This window comes from Streptomyces sp. NPDC002446, from assembly GCF_053595675.1.
Genome location: NZ_JBSFYC010000030.1, coordinates 54,869 through 75,416 on the forward strand (window position 1 = coordinate 54,869; position 20,548 = coordinate 75,416).

The 20,548-nt window shown below is 72.8% G+C and carries 17 protein-coding genes and 1 pseudogene; 4 read left to right on the plus strand and 14 right to left on the minus strand.

Features of this window, described 5'->3' with window-relative positions; all coding sequences use genetic code 11:
• Window positions 1-431: 431 nt before the first annotated feature.
• On the plus strand, window positions 432-770 hold the full coding sequence (locus tag ACWD6P_RS18840; protein ID WP_451445230.1) for a hypothetical protein: 339 nt from the start codon (window positions 432-434) through the stop codon (window positions 768-770).
• Between the two features lie 106 nt (window positions 771-876).
• Here the strand turns inward: ACWD6P_RS18840 and ACWD6P_RS18845 are convergent, their stop codons facing one another.
• Window positions 877-2,355: an APC family permease gene (locus ACWD6P_RS18845; protein WP_451445231.1), complete on the minus strand. Its 1,479-nt coding sequence runs from the start codon at window positions 2,353-2,355 to the stop codon at window positions 877-879.
• 244 nt (window positions 2,356-2,599) lie between these two features.
• Window positions 2,600-4,723, minus strand: a complete 2,124-nt coding sequence (locus ACWD6P_RS18850) for a SpoIIE family protein phosphatase (RefSeq protein WP_451445232.1) — start codon at window positions 4,721-4,723, stop codon at window positions 2,600-2,602.
• A gap of 377 nt (window positions 4,724-5,100) precedes the next feature.
• Between ACWD6P_RS18850 and ACWD6P_RS18855 the strand changes: the two are divergent.
• Window positions 5,101-5,430, plus strand: a pseudogene (locus ACWD6P_RS18855) (AMP-binding protein); the annotation flags it as partial.
• Window positions 5,431-5,543: 113 nt separating this feature from the next.
• On the opposite strand, the gene ACWD6P_RS18860 reads toward ACWD6P_RS18855, so the two are convergent.
• From ACWD6P_RS18860 to ligD, 3 genes are all read right to left on the minus strand, one after another.
• On the minus strand, window positions 5,544-5,789 hold the full coding sequence (locus tag ACWD6P_RS18860) for a hypothetical protein (RefSeq protein WP_451445233.1): 246 nt from the start codon (window positions 5,787-5,789) through the stop codon (window positions 5,544-5,546).
• A 154-nt stretch (window positions 5,790-5,943) separates the two neighbouring features.
• Window positions 5,944-7,167 (minus strand): PP2C family protein-serine/threonine phosphatase, encoded by a 1,224-nt coding sequence (locus ACWD6P_RS18865; protein WP_451445234.1) that lies wholly within the window; start codon window positions 7,165-7,167, stop codon window positions 5,944-5,946.
• Between the two features lie 199 nt (window positions 7,168-7,366).
• Complete coding sequence (gene ligD / locus ACWD6P_RS18870; protein WP_451445235.1) at window positions 7,367-8,380, minus strand: non-homologous end-joining DNA ligase; 1,014 nt, start codon at window positions 8,378-8,380, stop codon at window positions 7,367-7,369.
• Window positions 8,381-8,515: 135 nt separating this feature from the next.
• Here ligD and ACWD6P_RS18875 point away from each other — a divergent pair, with 135 nt between their 5' ends.
• Window positions 8,516-9,577: an ATP-dependent DNA ligase gene (locus ACWD6P_RS18875; protein ID WP_451445236.1), complete on the plus strand. Its 1,062-nt coding sequence runs from the start codon at window positions 8,516-8,518 to the stop codon at window positions 9,575-9,577.
• A gap of 22 nt (window positions 9,578-9,599) precedes the next feature.
• Here the strand turns inward: ACWD6P_RS18875 and ACWD6P_RS18880 are convergent, their stop codons facing one another.
• The 4 genes from ACWD6P_RS18880 to ACWD6P_RS18895 all read right to left on the minus strand — a co-directional run bounded on the left by ACWD6P_RS18880 (window position 9,600) and on the right by ACWD6P_RS18895 (window position 13,810).
• Entirely contained in the window at window positions 9,600-10,586 is a 987-nt protein-coding gene (locus ACWD6P_RS18880) for an MASE1 domain-containing protein (protein WP_451445262.1), read from the minus strand.
• A 1-nt stretch (window position 10,587) separates the two neighbouring features.
• Window positions 10,588-11,484: a PP2C family protein-serine/threonine phosphatase gene (locus ACWD6P_RS18885; RefSeq protein ID WP_451445237.1), complete on the minus strand. Its 897-nt coding sequence runs from the start codon at window positions 11,482-11,484 to the stop codon at window positions 10,588-10,590.
• Between the two features lie 216 nt (window positions 11,485-11,700).
• Window positions 11,701-13,269 (minus strand): APC family permease, encoded by a 1,569-nt coding sequence (locus tag ACWD6P_RS18890; protein WP_451445263.1) that lies wholly within the window; start codon window positions 13,267-13,269, stop codon window positions 11,701-11,703.
• A 184-nt stretch (window positions 13,270-13,453) separates the two neighbouring features.
• Window positions 13,454-13,810 (minus strand): acyl-CoA carboxylase subunit epsilon, encoded by a 357-nt coding sequence (locus ACWD6P_RS18895; protein WP_451445238.1) that lies wholly within the window; start codon window positions 13,808-13,810, stop codon window positions 13,454-13,456.
• Between the two features lie 304 nt (window positions 13,811-14,114).
• Between ACWD6P_RS18895 and efeB the strand changes: the two genes are divergently transcribed.
• The gene (gene efeB / locus ACWD6P_RS18900) at window positions 14,115-15,368 is read left to right on the plus strand and encodes an iron uptake transporter deferrochelatase/peroxidase subunit (RefSeq protein ID WP_451445239.1); all 1,254 of its coding nucleotides are present in this window, start codon (window positions 14,115-14,117) and stop codon (window positions 15,366-15,368) included.
• Between the two features lie 84 nt (window positions 15,369-15,452).
• Here the strand turns inward: efeB and ACWD6P_RS18905 are convergent, their stop codons facing one another.
• The 5 genes from ACWD6P_RS18905 to ACWD6P_RS18925 form a co-directional block, all read right to left on the minus strand.
• Window positions 15,453-16,622, minus strand: a complete 1,170-nt coding sequence (locus tag ACWD6P_RS18905) for a lipase family protein (RefSeq protein ID WP_451445240.1) — start codon at window positions 16,620-16,622, stop codon at window positions 15,453-15,455.
• 84 nt (window positions 16,623-16,706) lie between these two features.
• A complete protein-coding gene (locus ACWD6P_RS18910; protein ID WP_451445241.1) occupies window positions 16,707-17,879 on the minus strand; it encodes an AraC family transcriptional regulator in 1,173 nt (390 codons plus the stop codon).
• Window positions 17,880-17,995: 116 nt separating this feature from the next.
• Window positions 17,996-18,985 (minus strand): hydrogenase expression/formation protein HypE, encoded by a 990-nt coding sequence (gene hypE, locus ACWD6P_RS18915; protein ID WP_451445264.1) that lies wholly within the window; start codon window positions 18,983-18,985, stop codon window positions 17,996-17,998.
• Between the two features lie 124 nt (window positions 18,986-19,109).
• The gene (gene hypD / locus ACWD6P_RS18920; RefSeq protein WP_451445242.1) at window positions 19,110-20,234 is read right to left on the minus strand and encodes a hydrogenase formation protein HypD; all 1,125 of its coding nucleotides are present in this window, start codon (window positions 20,232-20,234) and stop codon (window positions 19,110-19,112) included.
• Window positions 20,231-20,527, minus strand: a complete 297-nt coding sequence (locus tag ACWD6P_RS18925) for a HypC/HybG/HupF family hydrogenase formation chaperone (protein ID WP_451445243.1) — start codon at window positions 20,525-20,527, stop codon at window positions 20,231-20,233. Before ACWD6P_RS18925 ends, hypD begins: the two co-directional genes overlap by 4 nt.
• Between the last annotated feature and the right edge of the window lie 21 nt (window positions 20,528-20,548).

Sequence of the window (20,548 nt, forward strand, 5' to 3'; positions counted from 1 at the left end):
TCCCGCATACGGTGGGCTAACTGCGCGTTGCAGAGCGCAGCGGCCGCTCGGGCCCGTGTCGCGCCGGCGGCCTCACGGGCTGTTCGAGGATCGTCCCGTGATCCGGGGCCGGGCGCCAGAGGGCGGGAAGACTCCCGGGTAGGTTTTACTGCCGCACATATGCGAACGTCCTTGACGAAAGGGGCGAAAGCGCCGGTCACGGCCCGGTATCCGACCGGGAACAAATCGCCCAGGTTATGGACCGTGCATGTAACTCTCCCCACAGGTTTGAACTCTTGCAGGGCAGAGGTGTGCCGGTCGGCTGACCCGGGGCCGACGACAACGTGCCTGGTCAGCCCGCATCACCGGGGACCGGGAGCGGGGAACGGGCCGTGCGGGGCCTCGTCTTGCCGCCGCCCGGGCCGGCGGGGCGGTGTGAGACGTTCGTGGGCATGCATGTTCCTGAGGAGATCCGTGCCGAGGCGGTCGGGCTCATCGACCACCACGCGCTCGGGCTGTGGAAGCCCCACGACGCCGACCGGCGAACCGCCGTGGCGCTGTTCCGCTTCCTCGAGACCGGTCTGCCCCTCACGGGCGAGCAGATCCGGTCCGTCCTGGCGCACGCGGAACCGGCGGACGGGACCGGCGAGCGGCTGCTGACGCTGCTGCGGATGACCGCCGGGCTGCTCGACGACGCACCGGCGGCCGACTCCCCCGCGGGGCGGGACGCCGTCGACCACGTATGCCTGCTGCTGGACGCGCTGGCGCTCGCCCGTCCCGCGGGGCAGTAGCGCAAGCGGCCGGCCGCACGGCGGCCCCCGACAGACGAAGCCCGCCCGGAGAGCTGCTCCGGGCGGGCTTCGGCGGTGGTGCGGGCGTACGGCCTGGCTGCGGCGGTCAGGCCGACGGCGCGGCGGCCGTGGCGCTGCCCTCCCCAGGGGCCTGTCCGTCCTGCGGGGCCTGTCCGTCGTCCGGCACCGAGATCACCCAGTGCGTCTCCTGCCGCGGGCGCAGGTAGCACAGCCAGTACAGCGCGGCCGCGGCGACGATGACGCCGGTGATGACCAGGCTCTTGGTGCTCTGCTGGCAGAGCACCCAGGCCAGCCCCACGATCAGCAGCGCCGGGACCGCCGGCCACAGCGGCATGCGCCAGGCCGGGCGGTGCTTGTGCGCGCCGCGACGGGAGACCAGGGCGCCCAGCGCGACGAAGACGTACATCGCGGCGACGGCCACGCCGGTGACCTCGCTGAGGGTGTCGAGGTTGACGAAGCACAGGGCGGCGCCGGGCACGCCGACGGCGAGGGTGGCCGCCCACGGCGAGCCGAAGCGCCGGCCCACGTGCGAGAAGATCCGGTTGACGGCGCCCGGCCAGGCCGCGTCCCGGGCCGAGGAGAAGACCACCCGGGAGTTCTGGATCACCATCACGATCGCCGCGTTGACGATCGCCAGGGCGATGCAGAGGCTGACGAAGGTGCCGATGCCGGAGTTGCTCCAGTCCTGCACCATGCCCGCGACGTCACCGGCGCCGAGGGTCTTGAGGTCGGGGGCGCCGAGCGTGATGGCGACCACCGGGACCAGGACGACGGCCGCGCCGATGCCGAGGGTCCACAGCACGGTGCGGGAGACGTTCCGGCGCGGGTTGTCGATCTCCTCGGCGAGGTACACGGCGGTGGAGAAGCCCTGCAGGATGAAGAGCGCGGTGGCCAGGCCCGTCACGATGAGGCCGGCGGTGACGGCGGTGGTGTGTCCGTGCCCGGCGTCGATGACGGGCTGGACGAGCACGGACGGCGAGCGGTGGGCGTGGCTGAAGCCGAGGAAGGCGACGACCGCGCAGGCCACCACCTCCAGTACGAGGAAGATGCCGGTGATCCAGGCGTTGGCCCGCAGGTCGAGCAGCCCCATGGCGGTGGCCAGCAGCATCACGGCGGCGGCGGTGTACTGCGGATCCAGCTGGATGATCGGCGCCAGATAGTCGGCGGTGCCCAGGGCGATGATGGGCGGCACGATCATCACGACGATCAGCGAGAGGATGAAGACCAGCCACCCCGCGAGACGGCCCATGAGCGTGCCGACCATGGCGTACTCGCCGCCGGAGCTCGGGATCAGCGTGCCGAGCTCGGAGTAGGCGAAGGCCACCCCGATGCAGAGCAGGCCCGCGATGGCGATGGTGAGCGCGGTGCCGGTGCCCAGGCTGGCGAACGAGTCCGGCACGATCACGAAGAGCGACGAGGCCGGGGTCAGGCAGGAGAGCGTCAGCAGGGTGCCGCCGACGACGCCGATCGACCGGGTGAGTCGGGGAGCCTCGGCGGAATTCCCTTCCGCCGCACCACGGGTATCCCGCTCGGGAGCTGCGGAGGCAACAGGGGTGTAGGGCATATCGGTTATCCGTATCCCATCGTGCAGGCGGCAGAAGAAGGGCACTTCCGCGGAAGTACGCCGCAAAGCGGGTGCTGACCCGGTTGACCACGGGCGCCGCTTCGGTGACCGCATGAAACCCCCGCACTCACCTCACGTCAAGATGTTGTTAAGAGTGTGAGACAACGAAATCCGTAGCTCAGGGGCGGGTTCGCTATGCGTATCCCTGCTTTATCGGCCACATGGAAGCGAATTTCGCGGACGATCAGGGAGCTGCGGATTCCTCCGCGGACGGCCGCTCCGCTTCCTCCGGCGCATGGACCCGGGCGATGAGCAGTGCGACGTCGTCGTGGCCGTGCTCGTTGCGCAGCGTGCCCAGGAGGCGGTCGCACTGGCCCTCCAGATCGTCCTGTCCGGGCTCGGCGAGCACCGTGAGCAGGGTGTCCAGGCGGGTGTCGATGGCCTGGTCGCGGGTTTCGATCAGGCCGTCGGTGTAGAGCACCAGCCGGTCGCCGTCGCGCAGCGGGACCGTGGTCTGCTCGAAGGGGACGCCGCCGACGCCGAGCGGGGCGCCGGTGGGCAGATCGAGCAGTTCGGGCGGCTGGCCCGGCCGTACCAGGACGGGCGGCAGATGCCCGGCGACGGCGATCCGGCACAGGCTGCGGTGCGGGTCGTAGACGGCGTAGAGGCAGGTGGCGAAGGCGGGATCGAGGCCCCCGGCGATGTGGTCGAGGTGGCGGAGCACCTCGGCGGGGTCGAGGTCGAGGTCGGCCAGCGCCCGGGTGGTGGTGCGCAACTGGCCCATGGTGGCGGCGGCGTTGATGCCGCTGCCCATGACGTCGCCGACCACCAGGGCGGTCTTGTCGCCGGCCACGGGGATGGCGTCGAACCAGTCGCCGCCGACCTCTCTGGCCGCCTGGGCGGGCTGGTAGCGGTAGGCGATCTCCATGGCCGTGGGCTGCGGCGGCCGGTGGTTCATCAGGTGGCGCTGGAGGGTGAGCGCGGTGCGGCGTTCGCTCTGGTACGAGCGGGCGTTGTCGATGCACACCGCCGCCCGGGCGGCCAGTTCGACGGCGAGCACCGCGTCGTCCTCGTCGAACGGCTCGGGGTTGCGCACGCGGTAGAGCGACAGCGCGCCGAGCACCTCGCCACGGGCGATCAGCGGCACCGCGAGATAGGAGTGCAGTCCGGCCTGTTTGAGGAAGGCGGCGCCCTCGGGATCGGCCGCGATGTGCCGCAGGTCGTCGTCGGCCACGCGCGCGACGCGGACCGGGCGGGCCTCGGTCACACAGCGGGTGATCAGCCGGTCGGCCTCGTAGGAGGCGATCTGGCCGGTGGGGTCGGCGGCGCGGACGGCGTCGGTGGCGAAGGCGGCGGACACGGCGAGCGCCCGGAAGCGGGCGGGGCGGCCGCCGCTGGGCAGCGTGGCGCGGCGGCCGTCGAGCACGGCGTCGAGGACGTCGACCGCGGCCATGTCCGCGAGTTCGGGCACGATGACGTCGGCCAGTTCGTGGGCGGTCTGGTCGACGTCGAGGGTGGTGCCGACGGTCACCGAGGCGTCAGCGATGACGGCGAGGCGGCGGCGGGCGCGGGCGGCCTCGGTGGCGGCCCGGTGCTGCTCGGAGACGTCGACGACGGAGGTGGCCAGCCCGAGCACCCGGCCGTGGGCGTCCTCCAGCCGGTAGTACGACACCGACCAGGCCTGGTCGGCGTTCGGGTCGGCGGCGGTGCGGCCGACGGTGTACTGGTCGAGCAGCGGCCGGCCGGTCTCCAGGACCTCGCGCATCCGGGCGACGATGACGTCGGTGTCCAGAAAGGACAGCGCTTCGCGGACGTCGCGGCCTATGTGCCGGTCGGCGGGCAGGTCGTTGATGCGCTCCAGCGCGGGGTTGACCATCACGAAGCGCAGTTCCGTGTCCAGGACCGCCAGCCCGATCGGCGACTGGGCCACCAGCCGTACCGACAGCGCCAGATCCCGTTCGACGCGCCGCAGCACGGCCTGGTCGGTGGCGATGCCCAGCGCATAGGACTCGCCGCGCTCGTCCTGCAGGCGCATATTGCGGAATTCGATGAGCCGGTCACTGCCGTCCTTGTGCCTGACCGGGAAGACCCCCGCCCAGCTTTCGCCGCCGGACATGACCTCGGAGAACAGCCGCAGCACCAGGTCGAGGTTCTCGGGCCCGACCAGCAGCTGGGCGGCGTGCCTGCCGAGCGCCTCCTCGGCGGTCCAGCCGAACAGCTCCTGGGCCTGCGGGCTCCACAGGGTGATCCGCCCGTCCGCGTCCAGCATCACCGCGGCCACGCCCAGCACGTCGAGCAGGCCACCGGGCCGCCCTGGTGCGGCCCTGACCGGGGCGGCGCCCTCGGGGAACGCGTCGGTCGCACCCATCCAGGCACTCCTTCCGCCGGTCACCGCTGACCGACAGCCGTGGCGCTCTCCGTACATCGGCCGATTCTCGCCGTGATTCCGCTGCCCTCCATCATCCCTCGGCACGGGACGGCCCTGCAGGGAGAGCGAGAGCCGCAGGGCATGGGCGCCCCGTGCGCGAGGGAGCATTATCCGTCGATCTTCCCGGGCGGGCGACAGGGTTGGCGAGATCCGGTGCGAATATTCCGGCCGGGGTTCGCGGCCGCACCGACGGGCCGGCCGCCGTACGCCGAAAGGCCTGCGGTCATGGCCGCAGGCCTTGCAACAGCCGTGCCGTACTCCGCGACCGGCCGGGCAGTCCGACGCACCGTACGCGAGCCCGGCCGGGCCGGACGACTCGCGAGCGCATCACCGAGATGTTCCTGCTGCCGCCGCTGCTCTACCAGCTGATGGGCCATCCGGCCGCGCGCGACACCGACACGTCCAGCCTGCGGATGCTGACGTACGGCGGCTGCCAGGCGTCTCCGGCGCAGATAGCCGACGCCATACGGACCTTCGGCCTGATCATGGAGGGGTACGGGAAGCGGCCCGAGCTGACCGCCGGGGTGCTGCGGGACGGCTGGCAGCACACCGGGGACATCGGATTCCTGGACGACGAGGGCTACTTGACCATCATCGACCGGATCAAGGACATGATCGTCGTGGTCGGCGGCCATGTGTCCGTGACGCCGACCGCAGAAGCGGCTCCGTCAGCAGGCGGAGCGGGCGGACGGCGCCGGGGCATGACGGCGTCGGGCCGCCGCAGCTGTTGCGCTGCGGCGGCCCGACGTGTTGCCCCCGGTCAGAGCAGGCCGCCCAGGATGGCGAAGATCAACCCCAGAAGGCCGAAGTGGTGGTCCTTGTGGTGATCCTTGTGGTGGCCATAGCCGTGGTGGTGCTTGCCATGGTGCTTCTTGCCATGGTGATCGTGGCCATACGAGGACGCCGCCGACGTCTGAGGAGCAGCCGAGGCCACGCCGGCGAGCGGGACGACGGTTGCTGCGGCGAGCGCCGCGGCGGCCACGGAACGGCTTATAGACTTGCGCATTGCGTTCTCCCGTTAGGCAGGAAATCTGACATTTCGATGCGTACCGCGTTGCGCCGCAAATCCCGCAGGCGCGGCGGACAGTCACCCCAACGGCCCCGGGAATTGCTCCACACGCGGCGGCTGTTCGGGGCGAGCGGGCCGGTGAACGGCCTGGTCAGAGGCGGATGACGACAAGGGCCGTGTCATCGGTGGCCCCGCCGGTCGGCAGCAGCTCCGCCAGCAGCGCATCGGCGAGCGCCTCGACGTCCGCGCCCCGGTGCCGGGTCAGGGACTCGGCCAGCCGCGCCAGGCCGACGTCGATGTCCTCGCCCCGGCGCTCGATCAGCCCGTCCGTGTACAGCACCAGCACGGCATCGTCGGTGAAGCCGACGCTCGCCTCGGGGCGGGCCACATGCTCGGGCCGCGCCCCCAGCGGCGGGTCGGTCGCCCGGTCCAGCAGCTCCACCCTGCCGTCCAGGTGCAGCAGCGCCGGCGGTGGATGGCCCGCGCTGCTGTAGGCGATGGTGTGGGTGGCCCAGTCGACGATGGCCTCCACCGCGGTGGTGGACTCCGCGCCGTCCACGGAGCGGGCATAGATGCCGAGCACCTCCAGCGCCTTCGCGGGACCGCCGACGACCCGGGTCGCGGCGCTCAGCGCGCTGCGGAGCTGGCCCATGACACAGGCGGCGTCCAGCCCGTGGCCGACGACGTCGCCGACCGCCACCGCCATCCGGTCCCCGGGCAGTTCGGCCAGGTCGTACCAGTCGCCGCAGACGTTGAGCGCGCCGACCGCGGGCCGGTAGCGCACCGCGGCCGGGTGGTGTCCTACGGGCCGGGGCGCCGGCAGCATCGCGTCCTGAAGGGTCAGCGCCACCTGCCGCGCGCGGGCGTGGGAGGCCCGCAGCCGGTCGTTGGCCTCCTGGAGTTCCCGGGCCCGCGCGAACAGCTCGGCGGCCAGCCGCTCCGGGTCGCCTTCCGCCCTGGCCCCGGCCCGGACGATCTCGGTGACCTCCTCGACGCGGTGCACGATCAGCCGCACCCGTCCGTCGGCGTCCAGGACGGGCGCGTTGACCGGGCTCCAGTACCGCTCCTCGAACACCCCCGGCCGGCCGGGCGCTTCGACGTCGTAGCGCTGCAGCGCCATGGTGTCGCTCTCACCGGTGGCCAGCACCCGCTCCAGGGACGTCCGCAGATTGCGCATCCCGGTGGCCTCGGGATCGTGGGGGTTGTCGGGGAAGACGTCGAAGAGCCGGCGGCCGACGACATGGCGGCGCTCGCGCCCGGCCCGGTGCAGCAGCGCCGCATTGGCGTCGGCGATCACGAACTGCGGGGTGAGCAGCAGCACCGCGCCCGGCAGCGCCTGGAAGACCGCCTCGTAGTCGATCGCCGGTCCGCTCACGTGCGGTCCGCATCCGACGGCCGGCGCGGTACGTGCGCGTCGTCCGCGTCCGCTGCGTTCCTGTCGTTCACCACGTGCGCATGCTGCCGTCCGCACGGTGTGCGCGCATGCCGGGACGGGTGCCCGCCGCCCTCGCCGGCGCGCGAACGGCGAGGCGGGCGCGGCGGTGGCGCGAGTGCGGCGGCCACGGCCGTTCGGGTCAGTGCTTACGGGCCCGGCTCGGCTGGACCCGGGCCGGTTCGCCGGGCATCTTCGGGTGGTCGGGGGGATAGGGCAGATCGCCCAGTCCCTCCTCCGCCGCGAGCCGGTCCGCGAGTTCCAGCAGGGATTCGAGGCCGAAGGCGTGGTCGGCCATGTCGGCGTGCACATCGCCGAGTTCGGCGAAGCGCGGCGGGACCGTGCGCAGATCGAAGTCCTCGGGCGTGACGTCGGACAGCTCCTCCCAGCGCAGCGGGGTGGAGACCGTCGCGCGCGGCCGGGCCCGCAGCGAGTAGGCCGAGGCGATGGTCCGGTCCCTGGCCATCTGGTTGTAGTCGACGAAGACCTTCGCGCCGCGCTCCTCCTTCCACCAGGCCGAGGTCACCAGGTCCGGCAGCCGGCGCTCCAGCGTCCGGGCGACGGTGATGGCGGCCCGTCTGGCCTCGGTGAACGTCCAGCGCGGCAGGATCGGTACGTAGACGTGCACACCGCGGCCGCCGGAGGTCTTGGGCCAGCCGCGCATCCCGTGTTCCGCCAGCAGCCCGCGCAGTTCGCCGGCGACCCGGACGGCGTCCGCGAAGTCCGTACCGGGCTGCGGGTCGAGGTCGATCCGCAGCTCGTCGGGGTGCTCGGTGTCGGCGCGGCGTACGGGCCACGGGTGGAAGGTCAGGCACCCCAGATTGGCCGCCCAGAGCACGGCGGCGGGCTCGGTGGGGCACATCTCGTCGGCGAACCGGCCGCTGGGGAAGGCGATACGGGCGGTGGGCAGCCAGTCCGGCAGCCCCTTGGGCGCCCGCTTCTGGTAGAAGAACTCGCCCTCGACGCCGTCGGGAAAGCGCTGCATCGTGGTGGGCCGGTCGCGCAGGCCCCGCAGCACCCCGTCCGCGACGGCGAGGTAGTACTGCGCGACGTCCAGCTTGGTGAAGCCGCGCTCCGGGTAGTACGTCTTGCCGGGGTTCGACACGCGTACCGTGCGCCCCGCGACGTCCAGCTCGACAGCTCCGCCTGCGGCCATGACTCCACGCTAGGTTCCGCACCGCCCGGCCGCGCGCCGGAAGGCGGCGGCAAGGCGGCGGCACCGGACGCCCGCCGGACGCCCGCCGGACGCCCCGGCGCGCGGTGAGCGCCCCCAGCCCTCAGGATCGGGACCATGGACCTGCCCGTCATGCCCCCGGTCTCCCCCATGCTCGCGAAGCTGGTGGCCGAGATCCCCGCCGGCATGCAGTACGAGGCCAAGTGGGACGGCTTCCGGGTCATCGTCTTCCGGGACGGCGAGGACGTGGAGATCGCCAGCCGTACGACCAAGCCGCTCACCCGCTACTTCCCCGAGGTGGTCGCGGCCGTACGGGCCGAGCTGCCGCCGCGCTGTGTCGTCGACGGCGAGATCGTCATCGCCCACGACGGGCGGCTGCACTTCGAGGAGCTGCTGGAGCGGATCCACCCGGCCGACTCCCGGGTCCGTACGCTCGCCGCGCGGACGCCGGCCTCCCTCGTCGCCTTCGATCTGCTGGCCCTGGGGACTCAGGCGCTGCTGGACGAGCCGCAGGCGGCGCGCCGGGAAGCGCTGGTCGAGGCGCTGCGGCCGGCCCGGCCACCGGTGTACACGGCGCCCGCGACGACGGACCGGGAGCTGGCGCACCGCTGGTTCACCCAGTTCGAGGGGGCGGGGCTGGACGGGGTGGTCGCCAAGCCGCTCGACCTGCCGTACCGGCCGGGCGACCGCGCCATGTTCAAGATCAAGCATGCCCGCACCGCCGACTGCGTCGTCGCGGGCTACCGGGTGCACAAGAGCGGCCCGGTGGTGGGATCCCTGCTGCTGGGCCTGCACGACGACGCGGGCGAGCTCCAGCACGTCGGGGTGTGCGCCTCGTTCCCCATGGCCAGGCGGAAGAAGCTGGTCGAGGAGCTGGCACCGCTGCGGATGGACGAGGTCGCGGAGCATCCCTGGGGTACGTGGACGGACGAGGCGGCGCATGCGTCCCGGCGGATGCCGGGCGGGCCCAGCCGCTGGAGCGGCGGCAAGGACCTGTCGTGGGTGCCGCTGCGCCCGGAGCGGGTGTGCGAGGTCGCCTACGACCACATGGAGGGCAGCAGGTTCCGGCATACCGCCCAGTTCCGTCGCTGGCGTCCGGACCGCACGCCGGCGAGCTGCACCTACGCCCAGCTGGAGGAGCCGGTGAGCTACGACCTGGGGGAGCTGCTGCGCGGCTGAGCGCACCGCCGCGCCGGGCCGGTCAGCGGGGGCCGTCGTCCGGTGGCCAGCGGCGCCGGCTCTCCCCCGGTGCCAGCCGGTCCACCACTTCGGCCAGTTCCCGGCAGGCCTGCTCGACCTTGCACCGGATGGCGTACTGCTCGGAGACGATCGCCGAGAGCAGCAGCGCGGTGAGCGCCGCGGACGCGTTGAGCGCCTGCAGATTGATCATCGCCTCCAGCAGGCTCTGGTCCTCGAACGGTCCGGTGCGCGCGGTCGCCGCCCGGATCGCCAGGACGGACACCAGCAGCACGCAGGGCGCCGCGCCCACCAGCTGGAAGCGCAGGGCGGCCCACACGATCAGCGGAAACACCAGGAACAGCAGCGACAGCTCGCTGTGCACCGCCGTGAGGGAGACGAAGACCGACGAGGCGAGCAGGGCCGCCGCCTCGGCCCAGCGGAGCGCGGGGACGGCTCCCGGCCAGCGGACCGAACGCAGGGCCAGCAGGAGCGGCGTGACGACGAGGACGCCCATTGCATCGCCCACCCACCAGGCCGCCCAGGTCCGCCAGAAGCCGCCGGCCGGCAGGTCACCGGCGAGCAGCAGCGTCCCGCTGCCCAGCGTCGCGCTGATCAGCATCCCGGCGAAGGCACCGAGGGCGACCAGCGCCACCCCGTCGCGCAGCCGGTCGAGTGCGACGCGGAACCCCGCCTTGCGGAGCATCAGGCAGGCGCACACCGGGGCGAGGGTGTTGCCCGCCATGACGCCCAGCACCCCGGCGTCGAGCGGGCTGAGCGAGGCGACGACCAGGAGCGTGCCGATCGCGATGCCCGGCCACGTCCACAGGCCCAGCAGGAGCAGACAGCTCAGGGAGATGCCGGTGGGCGGCCATAACGGGGTGACCCTGGCTCCTGCGATCACCACCTGTTCCAGCAGACCGACCTGTGCGGACGCGTAGTAGACGGCGGCGAGGCCGCAGATCGTCAGGACTGCCGGTGCGGGTCGACGGAGTTCCTCGGTGCGCACCACATCAGCCATCAGACAATGCGGACGGCGGGGCGGCGGCCACGACACGCGCGCCCGTCGCGCGCGTCACCCGGCGCTGTGCCCGGTCGCCCTCGAAGCGCAGCACCATCACGGCGGAGTCGTCGGTGTGCCCGGTCAGCTCGGCCACGCTCATCACCGCGGCGGCCACGGTGGCCGGATCGCCGGCGGCGTTGGCGCTGACCAGACGGGTCACCTGCTGGAGCCCGGCCTCTATCGGGAACGACGGCCCTTCGACGACCCCGTCCGTGAGCAGCACAAACGCGCCCGCCGTGGCGAGCTGACGGCGGGAGACGGGGTAGCGCTCCCCCGGCAAGATGCCCAGCGGCAGACCCCCGGGATCGTCGGTGACGCCCGAGCGGCCGTCGGTGGTGGCCCAGATGCCGGGGACATGGCCGGCCCGCGCGCTGGACAACTCCCAGGTCAGCGGGTCGAAGCGGACGAAGGTGCAGGTCGCGAAGAGCCCGCAGTCCACGGAGAGCAGCAGGTCGTTGGCCCGGCTCAGCACCTCTCCCGGGTCGGCCGCGTGCGCGGCGACGGCCCGCAGCCCGAGGCGGATCTGCCCCATGAAGGCGGCCGCCTCCACGTCGTGGCCCTGTACGTCACCGATGCAGAAGGCGAGCGATCCGTCGGGCAGCGGGAAGCCGTCGTACCAGTCGCCGCCGATGTCGAGTCCGTGCCGGGCGGGCGAGTAGGTGGCGGCGGCGCGCAGTCCGGGCACCTCCGGCAGCCGGGTGGGCAGCATCTCGCGCTGCAGCGCCTCGGCCAGCTCCACCCGCGCCCGTTGCTTCTCGGCGCCTTCCCGCGCCTGGGCGGTCAGCCGCCCGAGCGTGGTCAGCAGATCGTCCGCGCTCGCCGACCGCGGAGGACGACGCCGAAGCATGGATCGCTCCAAGGTGCATCGGTGCAGGTGCATGGGCCACTGCGGGGGCGCGCGCCGTGCGGCGATCCGCGTTGGCCTCCTGACCTGGCCTCATGGGACTCCGGGGAGCCCACCTGTCCCGATTCATCATATTTGCGCGGGGTGACTTCCGCTTGACGACCGGCGACCGGGGCCGCCCGCCGCCTCGTCGGGCCGCCGCCTTCCCCCCTCCCGCGCTCAGCTCCTCCCCATCAGCGGGGCGCCCCCCGTCCGGACACCGGACCGTACGGCCCAGAAGAACACCCCGAGGGCGAGGACGGCCACCGCGATCGAGTCGTAGGGGGCGGGCAGCCGGCCGGAGCCCTCGAAGGTGCCCAGCCAGGAGAGGGCGGTCAGGGCGAGGAGATAGACCACGAGCCAGGCGCCGGTGCGCAGTTCGGCGCCGAGGGGGCGGCGCGGGCCGGCGCCGTCGCCCTCGGCGGCCGCCGCGCCGCGCCCGCCACGGCGGTGCATGACCAGGAAGAGCGGCAGGCCGGCGAGGACGAGGGGCAGCGCCAGGCGCAGGTCGTGCCAGCCCGACCAGTAGACGAACTCACCGGCCACCACGAAGCTGAGCGGCGCGATCCAGCGCAGCCCGGGAACCCAGCCCGCGGTCCGCCCGCCCGGTTCGGCGCGGAACACCGCGACCGCGACCGCGCAGGCCGCGTAGATCAGCAGATACATGTCGCCCATCACGCTCACGATGTCCTGCCAGCCGCCGAACGGCAGCAGAAAGACCACGATCACCAGGAGGTTGATCACCAGTGCCCGGCGCGGGATGCCGTAGCGCTCGTTGACCTTCATGAAGTACCGGGGGATGGTGCCGTTCTTGGCGAGCGCGTAGGTGTGCCGGGCGTCGATCGCCACGCCCACGTACGCCGAGCCGCCGGGCGAGATCACCGCGTCCGCGTAGAGCAGGCTGGCGAGCCAGTGCAGGTTGAGGATGAGGGCGAGCTGGCCGAAGGGCGAGTCGAAGGAGACGCCCTGCCAGCCGTTGCCTAGGAGGTCCTCGGGGACGGTGAAGAGGTAGGCCAGTTGCAGGGCGAGGTACATGGCCACGGCCAGGGCGATGCCGGTGAGGACCGCGGCCGGGATGGTGCGGCGGGGGTTGCGGGTCTCGCCGGAGAAGTCCAGCGGGGCCTGGAAGCCGTTGACCGAGTAGACGATGCCGCCGCCGGCCAGCGCGGTCAGGCAGGCGACATAGCCGTACGGTGCGAAGCCGCCGTGGTCCGTGAGCCGGCCGGAGTGCCAGCCGGAGGCGATCAGCGCGACCACGGTGACCACCGGGACGACGATCTTGAACACCGAGACCAGGTTGTTGAGCCGGGCGAACATCCGCACCGCGAACCAGTTCAGCGCCGTCAGCAGGGTGCTGAGCCCGGCGGCCAGGGCCAGGCCGGAGAGGGTGAGGGTGTGGCCGTCGTAGATGCCCGGGAGGTAGTGCGCGGCGTACTGCATGATCGCGCTGATCTCGGCCGCGGTGCCGCCCACCGACAGCAGCGTCGACCAGCCGATCAGGGTGCCGACGAGCCGGCCGCTGGCGAACAGCGGCCAGCGGACCGTACCGCCGCCCTCCGGCCGGGACGCGCCGAGTTCGATCAGGACCAGGGCGACCAGACCGCACAGCAGACCGGCCCCGACCCAGGACAGCAGCGCCGCGGGGCCCGCCGTCTGGGCCGCGTACATGGCGGCGAACAGCCAGCCGGAGCCGACGATGTTGGAGAAGCCGATGCCGGTCAGCCCCCAGAACCCCAGGTCACGGCGCAACCGGCGCTCCTGCGCCTGCACTTCGGGCGCACCCGCCCCGCCGTCTCCCGCCGCTGCCTGACGCTCCGTCACGAAAAGGTGCCCCCTCGGTTCGCTGTTCCGCCTTGCCGGACCCTACGCGACGATCATCGAACGGGAGTCCTCCCCTTGGCCGGGGAGCGCACCGGGGGCCCGCGGGGCGGCCTCAGACGCAGGTCCAGCAGCCCGACCAGCACGCGGAGCGACCCGCGCGGTGCCCCCTGGGGTGCCGCCGGTCGGCCGGGCGCTCCTCGGCGGGGTCGTGGTCGGCGAGCGCGCGCAGTCCCGCGAGTTGGGCGCACAGGACGACGGTGAGCGCGGCGAGCTCCTCGGGCTCGGCGTGGCCCTTCTCGATCCGCAAGGAGAGACCGGGCGGACCGTCGGCCGGCGCGGGCTCCTCGGCGGGTGCCTCCGCGCCGGCCGGCGGGCCCCCGTCGCTCCGTGCGGTCTCCTCACTCGGCGCGGCCTCGTCGAGCTGGGTTCCCTCGCCGGTGGATCGGCTCTCGTCGGTGAATGCGTTCATGGGTGGGGGTCCAGGGGATCAAGGGCGGTGCGGGGCAGGCGCCGGCCCGCCCCGGCGTTCCGCAACGCCGCGTTCGGGGCCGGGTTCGGGCAGGTCACAGGGGTGACGCTAGGAGCGTGGCGGGGCGCTGTCGCGCGGGAGGGCACCGTGCCTGCGCCGTTCGGGCGACCGGGCGGTGTCCCAGGCGTGATATCCGCAGCCCGCACCGTGTTGGTCCCGGCCCCCGCGTCATGGGCGGTGAGCATGTCGCACAGGTACGTGCAGGCACGCGGGTGCTCGATGACGCAGTCAGGATGGCGGGACGATGAGACGTGATCAGGCCGGCGACGAGCGTGCCCCGGCGCGGGACGACGGACGCCGGGGGTTCCTCAAGTACGCGGCGGGGTTCGCCGGTGCGGCGGCCACGGGGCTGGGCGGACCGGCGGCCGCGGCGGACCGGCCGGTGCCGGGGATGCGCGAGGCCGGGCGGACGCTGCCCGACAAGGTCCCCTTCCACGGCAGGCACCAGGCCGGCATCGTGACGCCCCAGCAGCTCTTCGCCGGCTTCGTCGGCTTCGATGTGCTGGCCGAGGACCGCGGCGGTCTGGAGAAGCTGTTCCGGACGCTCACCCACCGGGCCCGGGTGCTGACGGACGGGGTGAAGCCGAAGGACGAGCGGGTCGCCGCGGAGGAGCCGACCCCCGACTCGCTCACCGTCACCCTCGGTGTGGGCGCTTCGCTCTTCGACGACCGGTACGGGCTCTCCGGGCACAAGCCACGGCATCTCAAGGCGATGCCGGCCTTCCCGGACGACCGGCTGGAGCCGGCGCGCTGCCACGGCGACCTGTCACTGCAGATCTGCGCACAGCACCCCGACGCCATCGTCCATGTGCTGCGCGATCTGGCCCGGGAGACGGACGGGTTGCTGCGGCCGCGCTGGCGGTCGGACGCCTTTCTCAACCCGTCCCGGCCCTCGGGGTCGCCGCGCACCTTCGTCGGCTTCAAGGACGGCATCGTCAATCCCGACACCGAGTCGGCCGGCGAGATGGACCACCTGCTGTGGGTGACCCCGCCCTGCGGTGAGCCGGACTGGGCGCTGGGCGGTTCCTATCAGGTGCTGCGGCTGATCCGCTTCCAGGTCGAGAAGTGGGACAAGGTGCCGGTGGAGCGCCAGGAGAGGATCTTCGGCCGGCACAAGGCGAGCGGCGCTCCCCTGGGCGGCGAGCACGAGTCGGACCTGCCGGACTACGGCAAGGACCCGCACGGCGAGCAGATCCCGCTCGACGCGCACATCCGGCTGGCCAACCCGCGGACCGCCAAGACCGACGACTCGCGCTTCATGCGGCGGAGTTACAACTACAACGACGGGTACGACACCCGCGGGCGGATGGATCTCGGCCTGGTCTTCTGCGGCTACCAGCAGGACCCGGAGCGGCAGTTCGCGACCGTGCAGCGGCGCCTGGAACACGAGCCGCTGGCCGAGTTCATCACGCCGATCGGCGGCGGCTACTTCTTCGTCCTGCCGGGCGTGCGGGACGCCGACGACTGGTTCGGGTCCCAGCTGCTGAAGAAGGTCTGAGCCGGGGCGGCCCGGGCCGCACGGCGGGCGCGTGCGGCGGGGCCATACCTCCGCCGCACGCGCCCCGGTCGTACCGGCGGTGCGTCAGTCGCAGTCGCCGCCCGTCGGCCGGCCCGCGAAGCGGTCCGCGAGCCAGTCGGCGGCCGGCCGGGCGCCCACGAGCGCGCCGAGGACGTGCTCACCGAGCGGGATCGAGGACCATTCGACGGTGGCCCCCTTGGCGCACCAGTCGGCCCGCAGCTGCTTGCCGACCCCGTAGGGGATCAGTTCGTCAAAGGCCCCGTGGTAGAGGTACACCGGGGCGTCCGGCTTACGGGTGCCCAGGTCCGATGCGTGCAGCCGCCGCTGCCAGTCCGGCTGGTCCAGCGGGTTGACGACGGTGACGTCGGAGATCCTCTTGAAGAGGCCCGCGACGGTGTTGGCGGCCGTGCAGTTCTCCTTCATGAAGTCGATGTAGTACCGGCCCTTGTCGTTGAGGTACTTCTCCAGGTGCAGTTCGGGGAAGGCGGCGTTCTGGCCGGCGGCGGCCATCAGGAGCAGTCCGGCGCCGATGTTGCCGTTGTTGGCGTCGGCGACCTTGAGCAGATCGGCCGGTACGCCGCCGGTCGCGGTGCCCCTGACGTGGAGCTCCGGCGCGTACGAGCGGTGCAGTTCGGCGGCCCAGCTGCTGGCCTGGCCGCCCTGGGAGTAGCCCATGATGCCGACCGGGGAGTCCTTGGTGACCCCGGCGGCGGCCGCGCCGGGCAGCCGTTGTGCGGCACGGGCGGCGTCCAGGACGGCCTGGCCCTCGGCGCGGCCGACGGTGTAGGTGTGGTCGCCGGGGGTGCCCAGGCCCTCGTAGTCGGTGACTGCGACCGCCCAGCCGCGGGCGGTGAGCTGCTGGATGAGACTGGCCTCCATGGTGGTGCCCTTGGGGAAGCCGGCCGAGGGCGCGCAGGAGTCGCCGAGGCCGACGGTGCCGACGGCGTAGGTGACGAGCGGGCGGGGGCCCTTCCTGCCGTCGTCGGGGACGATGACCGTGCCGGAGACGGTGTTGGGGGTGCCCTTGGCGGTGGTGGAGCGGTAGGTGAGGTGCCAGGCCTTGGTGTGGGTCGGCTGGCCGGGCAGCGGATGGAAGGACGTCGGGGCGGAGGTCACGACGTCGCCGGGGCGGGTGCCGGCGTGCGTGGCCGGCGGTGGTGCCGCGGCGGCGGTGAGGCCGAGCGAGAGCGACAGGGCGGCGGCGGTGGCGAGTGCGGTGGGGCGAGGGTGCATGCGGCTCTCCCAACTGGTGTGGATGCCGGGATGGTTGGGGCGACCGTAGTGACTCACGGGTAAGGAAGGCGCTGACCGGGACGCTCAGCTTTGTTGACCCGGTGTCTCAGGACGGCCCGGTACCTCCGAGCGGACGTGGTGATAACGACCGGGGCGGCGGTCCGTTCGCTCGGCTGCCGGTCCGGCACTCGCCCCCTGCGTCCGGTAGGCGCCCGGTGTGGTGCCCGTCCAGCGGCGGAAGGCGCGGAGGAAGGCGGTGTCCTCCGAGAAGCCGATCCGCGCCGCGAGTTCGGCGATCGGCTCCTGGCCCGCGGCCAGCGCGGTGATCGCCGCGTCCCGGCGTACCGCGTCCTTGAGCCGCTGGTACGAGGTCCCCTCGGCCTGGAGCCTGCGCCGCAGCGTCGCCGGGCTGAGCGCCAGCCGGGCGGCCACCTCGCAGACCTCCGGGAGCCGGGCCGGGGCCGCGGCCCGCAGCGCCTGGGCCAGGGTCCGGCGCACCTGCTCGGCGACGGTGGTGCCGTAGTCGCGCCGGTTCAGCAGATCGGCCGGTGCCCGCCGCAGCATCGCCGTCAGCGCCTTCTCGTCCCGGACGACGGGCGCGGCCAGCCAGTGCGCGTCCCAGCCGGCCGCGGTGCGCTCGGCACCGAAGCGCACCGGGCAGCCGAACAGCACGTCGTACTCGTCCGCGTGGGCCGGCGCCGGATAGGCGAAGTGCGCCCAGCGCAGCGGGATCCGGCGGCCGATCAGCCAGCTGGAGAGCCGGTGCCAGATGATCAGGATGCACTCGGAGAGGAAGTTGCCCTCGTCGTAGGGGCGCAGATCGGTGCGGAGCGAGAAGACGGCCGGGCCGCTCCGGCCGGCCGGGCCCGGGGCCGTCTCGACCGCCATCTCGGGGCCGCCGGGAAAGAGCCGGTAGAAGCGCGCCGCCCGGTCGAGGGCCGAGCCGAGGTCGGGGCAGCCCAGGCAGGCGTGGCACATCATGGCGAAGGTGCCGCGGCGGCTGGGCTCGGGGCCCAGCCCCAGGAACTCGTCGTCGGTGGCCCGGTGCAGGGCCTTGACCAGGAGGGTGAACTGGTCGGGGGTGACCCGTGCCCGGTCGTCGGCGAGTAACAGCGGCGGGATCCGGGCGGTCTGGAGCAGCGGCACGGTGTCGATGCCGAGCCGCTCGGCGCCGCTCAGCGCGGCCCGCACATGATGCACCGCGATCGTCGGCCGGTTTCCGCCCCGCCCCACGGCGCCCTCGCTGCGCTCGTTCATGCCCCGACACGGTAGCGGCCGTGAGCGAAGAGGTCAGCGGGGGTGACGAGGGCCTGTCCGGTGGATCAGGGCCGCATAGGCCGCGGCGTCGTACGCGCCGTCGGCTACCGGGTGCCTCAGCAGATCCGCGGCAGCTGCTCCCCCAGCGGCAGATCGACCACCCGGGTTCCGCCGAGGAGCGTGCGGGCCACGACCATGCCGGGGTGGGTTTCGACGGTCTCGCCGATGATGGCGGCGCCGGCGCCCAGGGGGTGGGTGCGCATGGCGGCCAGCACGGCGTCGGCGTGCTCGCGGGGGACGAAGGCGACCAGCTTGCCCTCGTTGGCGACGTACATCGGGTCCAGGCCGAGGATGGCGCAGGCGTTGGCGACGGCCGGGGGGACGGGGATGGCGCGTTCCTCGATGACGATGCCGGTGCACGAGACGGTGGCGATCTCGCACAGGGCCGCGGCCAGCCCGCCGCGCGTGGGGTCGCGCAGCACATGCAGATCGGGGGTGACGGCGAGCATGGTCTCGACGAGGCCGCCCAGGGCCGCGCAGTCGCTCTCGATCTCGACGCCGAACTCCAGGCCCTCGCGGACGCTCATGATCGCCACGCCGTGGACGCCGATGTCGCCGCTGATGATCACGACATCGCCGGGCACGACCCGCTGCGGACGCAGGTCGACGCCGGCCGGGATCAGGCCGATGCCCGCGGTGTTGATGTAGACGCCGTCGCCGTGGCCGGCCTCGACGACCTTGGTGTCGCCGGTGGCCACCTCCACGCCGGCGGCCCGCGCGGCCGCGCCCATCGCGTCGGCGACCCCGGCGACCACCGGCATCTCGACGCCCTCCTCCAGGATGAAGCCACAGGAGAGGTAGGCGGCCCGGGCGCCGCTCATGGCGAGGTCGTTGACGGTGCCGTTGACGGCGAGGTCGCCGATGCTGCCGCCGGGGAAGAACAGCGGCCGCACGACGAAGGAGTCGGTGGAGAAGGCGAGGCGGGTGCCGCCGAGGGACACCGCGGCGGAGTCGCCGAGCTGGGCGAGGACCTCGCCGCCGAAGGCGGGGACGAAGATCTGCTCGACGAGTTCGGCGGAGAGCGCGCCGCCCCCGCCGTGCCCCATGACGACGCGTGGCTGGTCGCGCAGCGGGGTGGGGCAGCTCCAGCCGGAGATGTCGACGGTGGGCAGCCCGCGGTCGGCCGGGGTGGGGCCGCCGTTGGACGGGGAGAGGTGGGTGCGGGGGGTGTCAGGCAACGGGGCTCGCCTCCAGCGGGGTGGGCGGGGTGCCGAGTCGGCGGTAGAGGTAGTACGCGGCGCAGGCCCCCTCGCTGGAGACCATGGTGGCGCCGAGGGGGGTGCGCGGGGTGCAGGTGGTGCCGAACGCCTCGCATTCGTGGGGCTTGATGAGGCCCTGCAGGACTTCGCCGCTGCGGCAGGCGGCGGGTTCGCGGGTGGTGATGCCGTCCACGGAGAAGCGGTGCTCGGCGTCGTAGTGGCGGTAGCGCTCCGACAGCCGCCAGCCGCTGGCGGGGATGGTGCCGATGCCGCGCCAGGCGCGGTCGGTGACCTCGAAGACATCGGCGAGCATGGCCTGGGCGGCCGGATTGCCCTCGCTGCGTACGGCGCGCGGATAGGCGTTGTCCACGGTGTGCTCGCCGCGTTCGAGCTGGCGGACGGTGCGGCGGATGCCCTCCAGGATGTCCAGCGGTTCGAATCCGGTGACGACGATCGGCACCCGGAAGCGCTCGGCCAGGGCCGGGTACTCGCCCATGCCCATCACACTGCACACATGGCCGGCGGCGAGGAACGCCTGCACCCGGCAGCTGGGCGAGGTCATGATCGCCTCGATCGCGGGCGGCACCCGGACGTGCGAGACCAGCAGGCTGAAGTTGGGGATGCCCAGCCGATGCGCCTGATGGACCGCCATGGCGTTGGGCGGGGCGGTGGTTTCGAAGCCGATGCCGAAGAACACCACCTCGCGGTGCGGGTTCTGCTGGGCGATCTTCAGCGCGTCGAGCGGCGAGTAGACGACCCGTACGTCGCCGCCCTGGCTGCGCACCTGGAACAGATCGCGGTCGCTGCCGGGGACGCGGAGCATGTCCCCGAAGGAGCAGAAGATCACGTCGGGGCGGGCGGCGATCTCCAGGGCCTTGTCGATGACCTCCAGCGGCGTCACACAGACCGGGCAGCCCGGACCGTGGATCAACTCCACGTCTTCGGGGAGCAGTTGGTCGATGCCGTGCCGGATGATGGTGTGGGTCTGGCCGCCGCAGACCTCCATCAGGGCCCAGGGCCGGGTCACCGTGGCGCGGATGTCGTCCAGCAGCCGGCGGGCCAGCTGGGGGTCCTGGAATTCGTCGATGTACTTCACTGCCGCGCCTCCCGCGTCGTGTCTCCCATGGCGGCCGCCGCCTCCCAGGGGTCGCCGAACTCCTCCTGGAGCAGGCCGAGTTCCTCGAACAGCGCGAGGGTCTGCCGGGCGGACTCCTCGTCCAGGCGCTGCAGCGCGAAGCCGACGTGCACGATCGCGTACTCGCCGACCTGCAGGTCCGGGACGTACTCCAGGCACACCTCCTTGACGACCCCGCCGAAGTCGACGGTGGCCATCCGGGTGCCGTCCCGTTCCTCGATGTCCAATACCTTGCCGGGTACCGCCAGGCACATGGCCCTCTCCTCGTCGTGGGT

Bases quoted from the DNA above. Each gene is read 5' to 3' on its own strand.
- ACWD6P_RS18860 (WP_451445233.1), bottom strand. From the start codon at position 5,789: ATGCGCAAGTCTATAAGCCGTTCCGTGGCCGCCGCGGCGCTCGCCGCA.
- ACWD6P_RS18875 (WP_451445236.1), top strand. From the start codon at position 8,516: ATGGACCTGCCCGTCATGCCCCCGGTCTCCCCCATGCTCGCGAAGCTG.
- ACWD6P_RS18885 (WP_451445237.1), bottom strand. From the start codon at position 11,484: ATGCTTCGGCGTCGTCCTCCGCGGTCGGCGAGCGCGGACGATCTGCTG.
- ACWD6P_RS18895 (WP_451445238.1), bottom strand. From the start codon at position 13,810: ATGAACGCATTCACCGACGAGAGCCGATCCACCGGCGAGGGAACCCAG.
- efeB (WP_451445239.1), top strand. From the start codon at position 14,115: ATGAGACGTGATCAGGCCGGCGACGAGCGTGCCCCGGCGCGGGACGAC.
- ACWD6P_RS18905 (WP_451445240.1), bottom strand. From the start codon at position 16,622: ATGCACCCTCGCCCCACCGCACTCGCCACCGCCGCCGCCCTGTCGCTC.
- ligD (WP_451445235.1), bottom strand. From the start codon at position 8,380: ATGGCCGCAGGCGGAGCTGTCGAGCTGGACGTCGCGGGGCGCACGGTA.
- ACWD6P_RS18845 (WP_451445231.1), bottom strand. From the start codon at position 2,355: ATGCCCTACACCCCTGTTGCCTCCGCAGCTCCCGAGCGGGATACCCGT.
- ACWD6P_RS18850 (WP_451445232.1), bottom strand. From the start codon at position 4,723: ATGGGTGCGACCGACGCGTTCCCCGAGGGCGCCGCCCCGGTCAGGGCC.
- hypE (WP_451445264.1), bottom strand. From the start codon at position 18,985: ATGGGGCACGGCGGGGGCGGCGCGCTCTCCGCCGAACTCGTCGAGCAG.
- ACWD6P_RS18925 (WP_451445243.1), bottom strand. From the start codon at position 20,527: ATGTGCCTGGCGGTACCCGGCAAGGTATTGGACATCGAGGAACGGGAC.
- ACWD6P_RS18840 (WP_451445230.1), top strand. From the start codon at position 432: ATGCATGTTCCTGAGGAGATCCGTGCCGAGGCGGTCGGGCTCATCGAC.
- ACWD6P_RS18910 (WP_451445241.1), bottom strand. From the start codon at position 17,879: ATGAACGAGCGCAGCGAGGGCGCCGTGGGGCGGGGCGGAAACCGGCCG.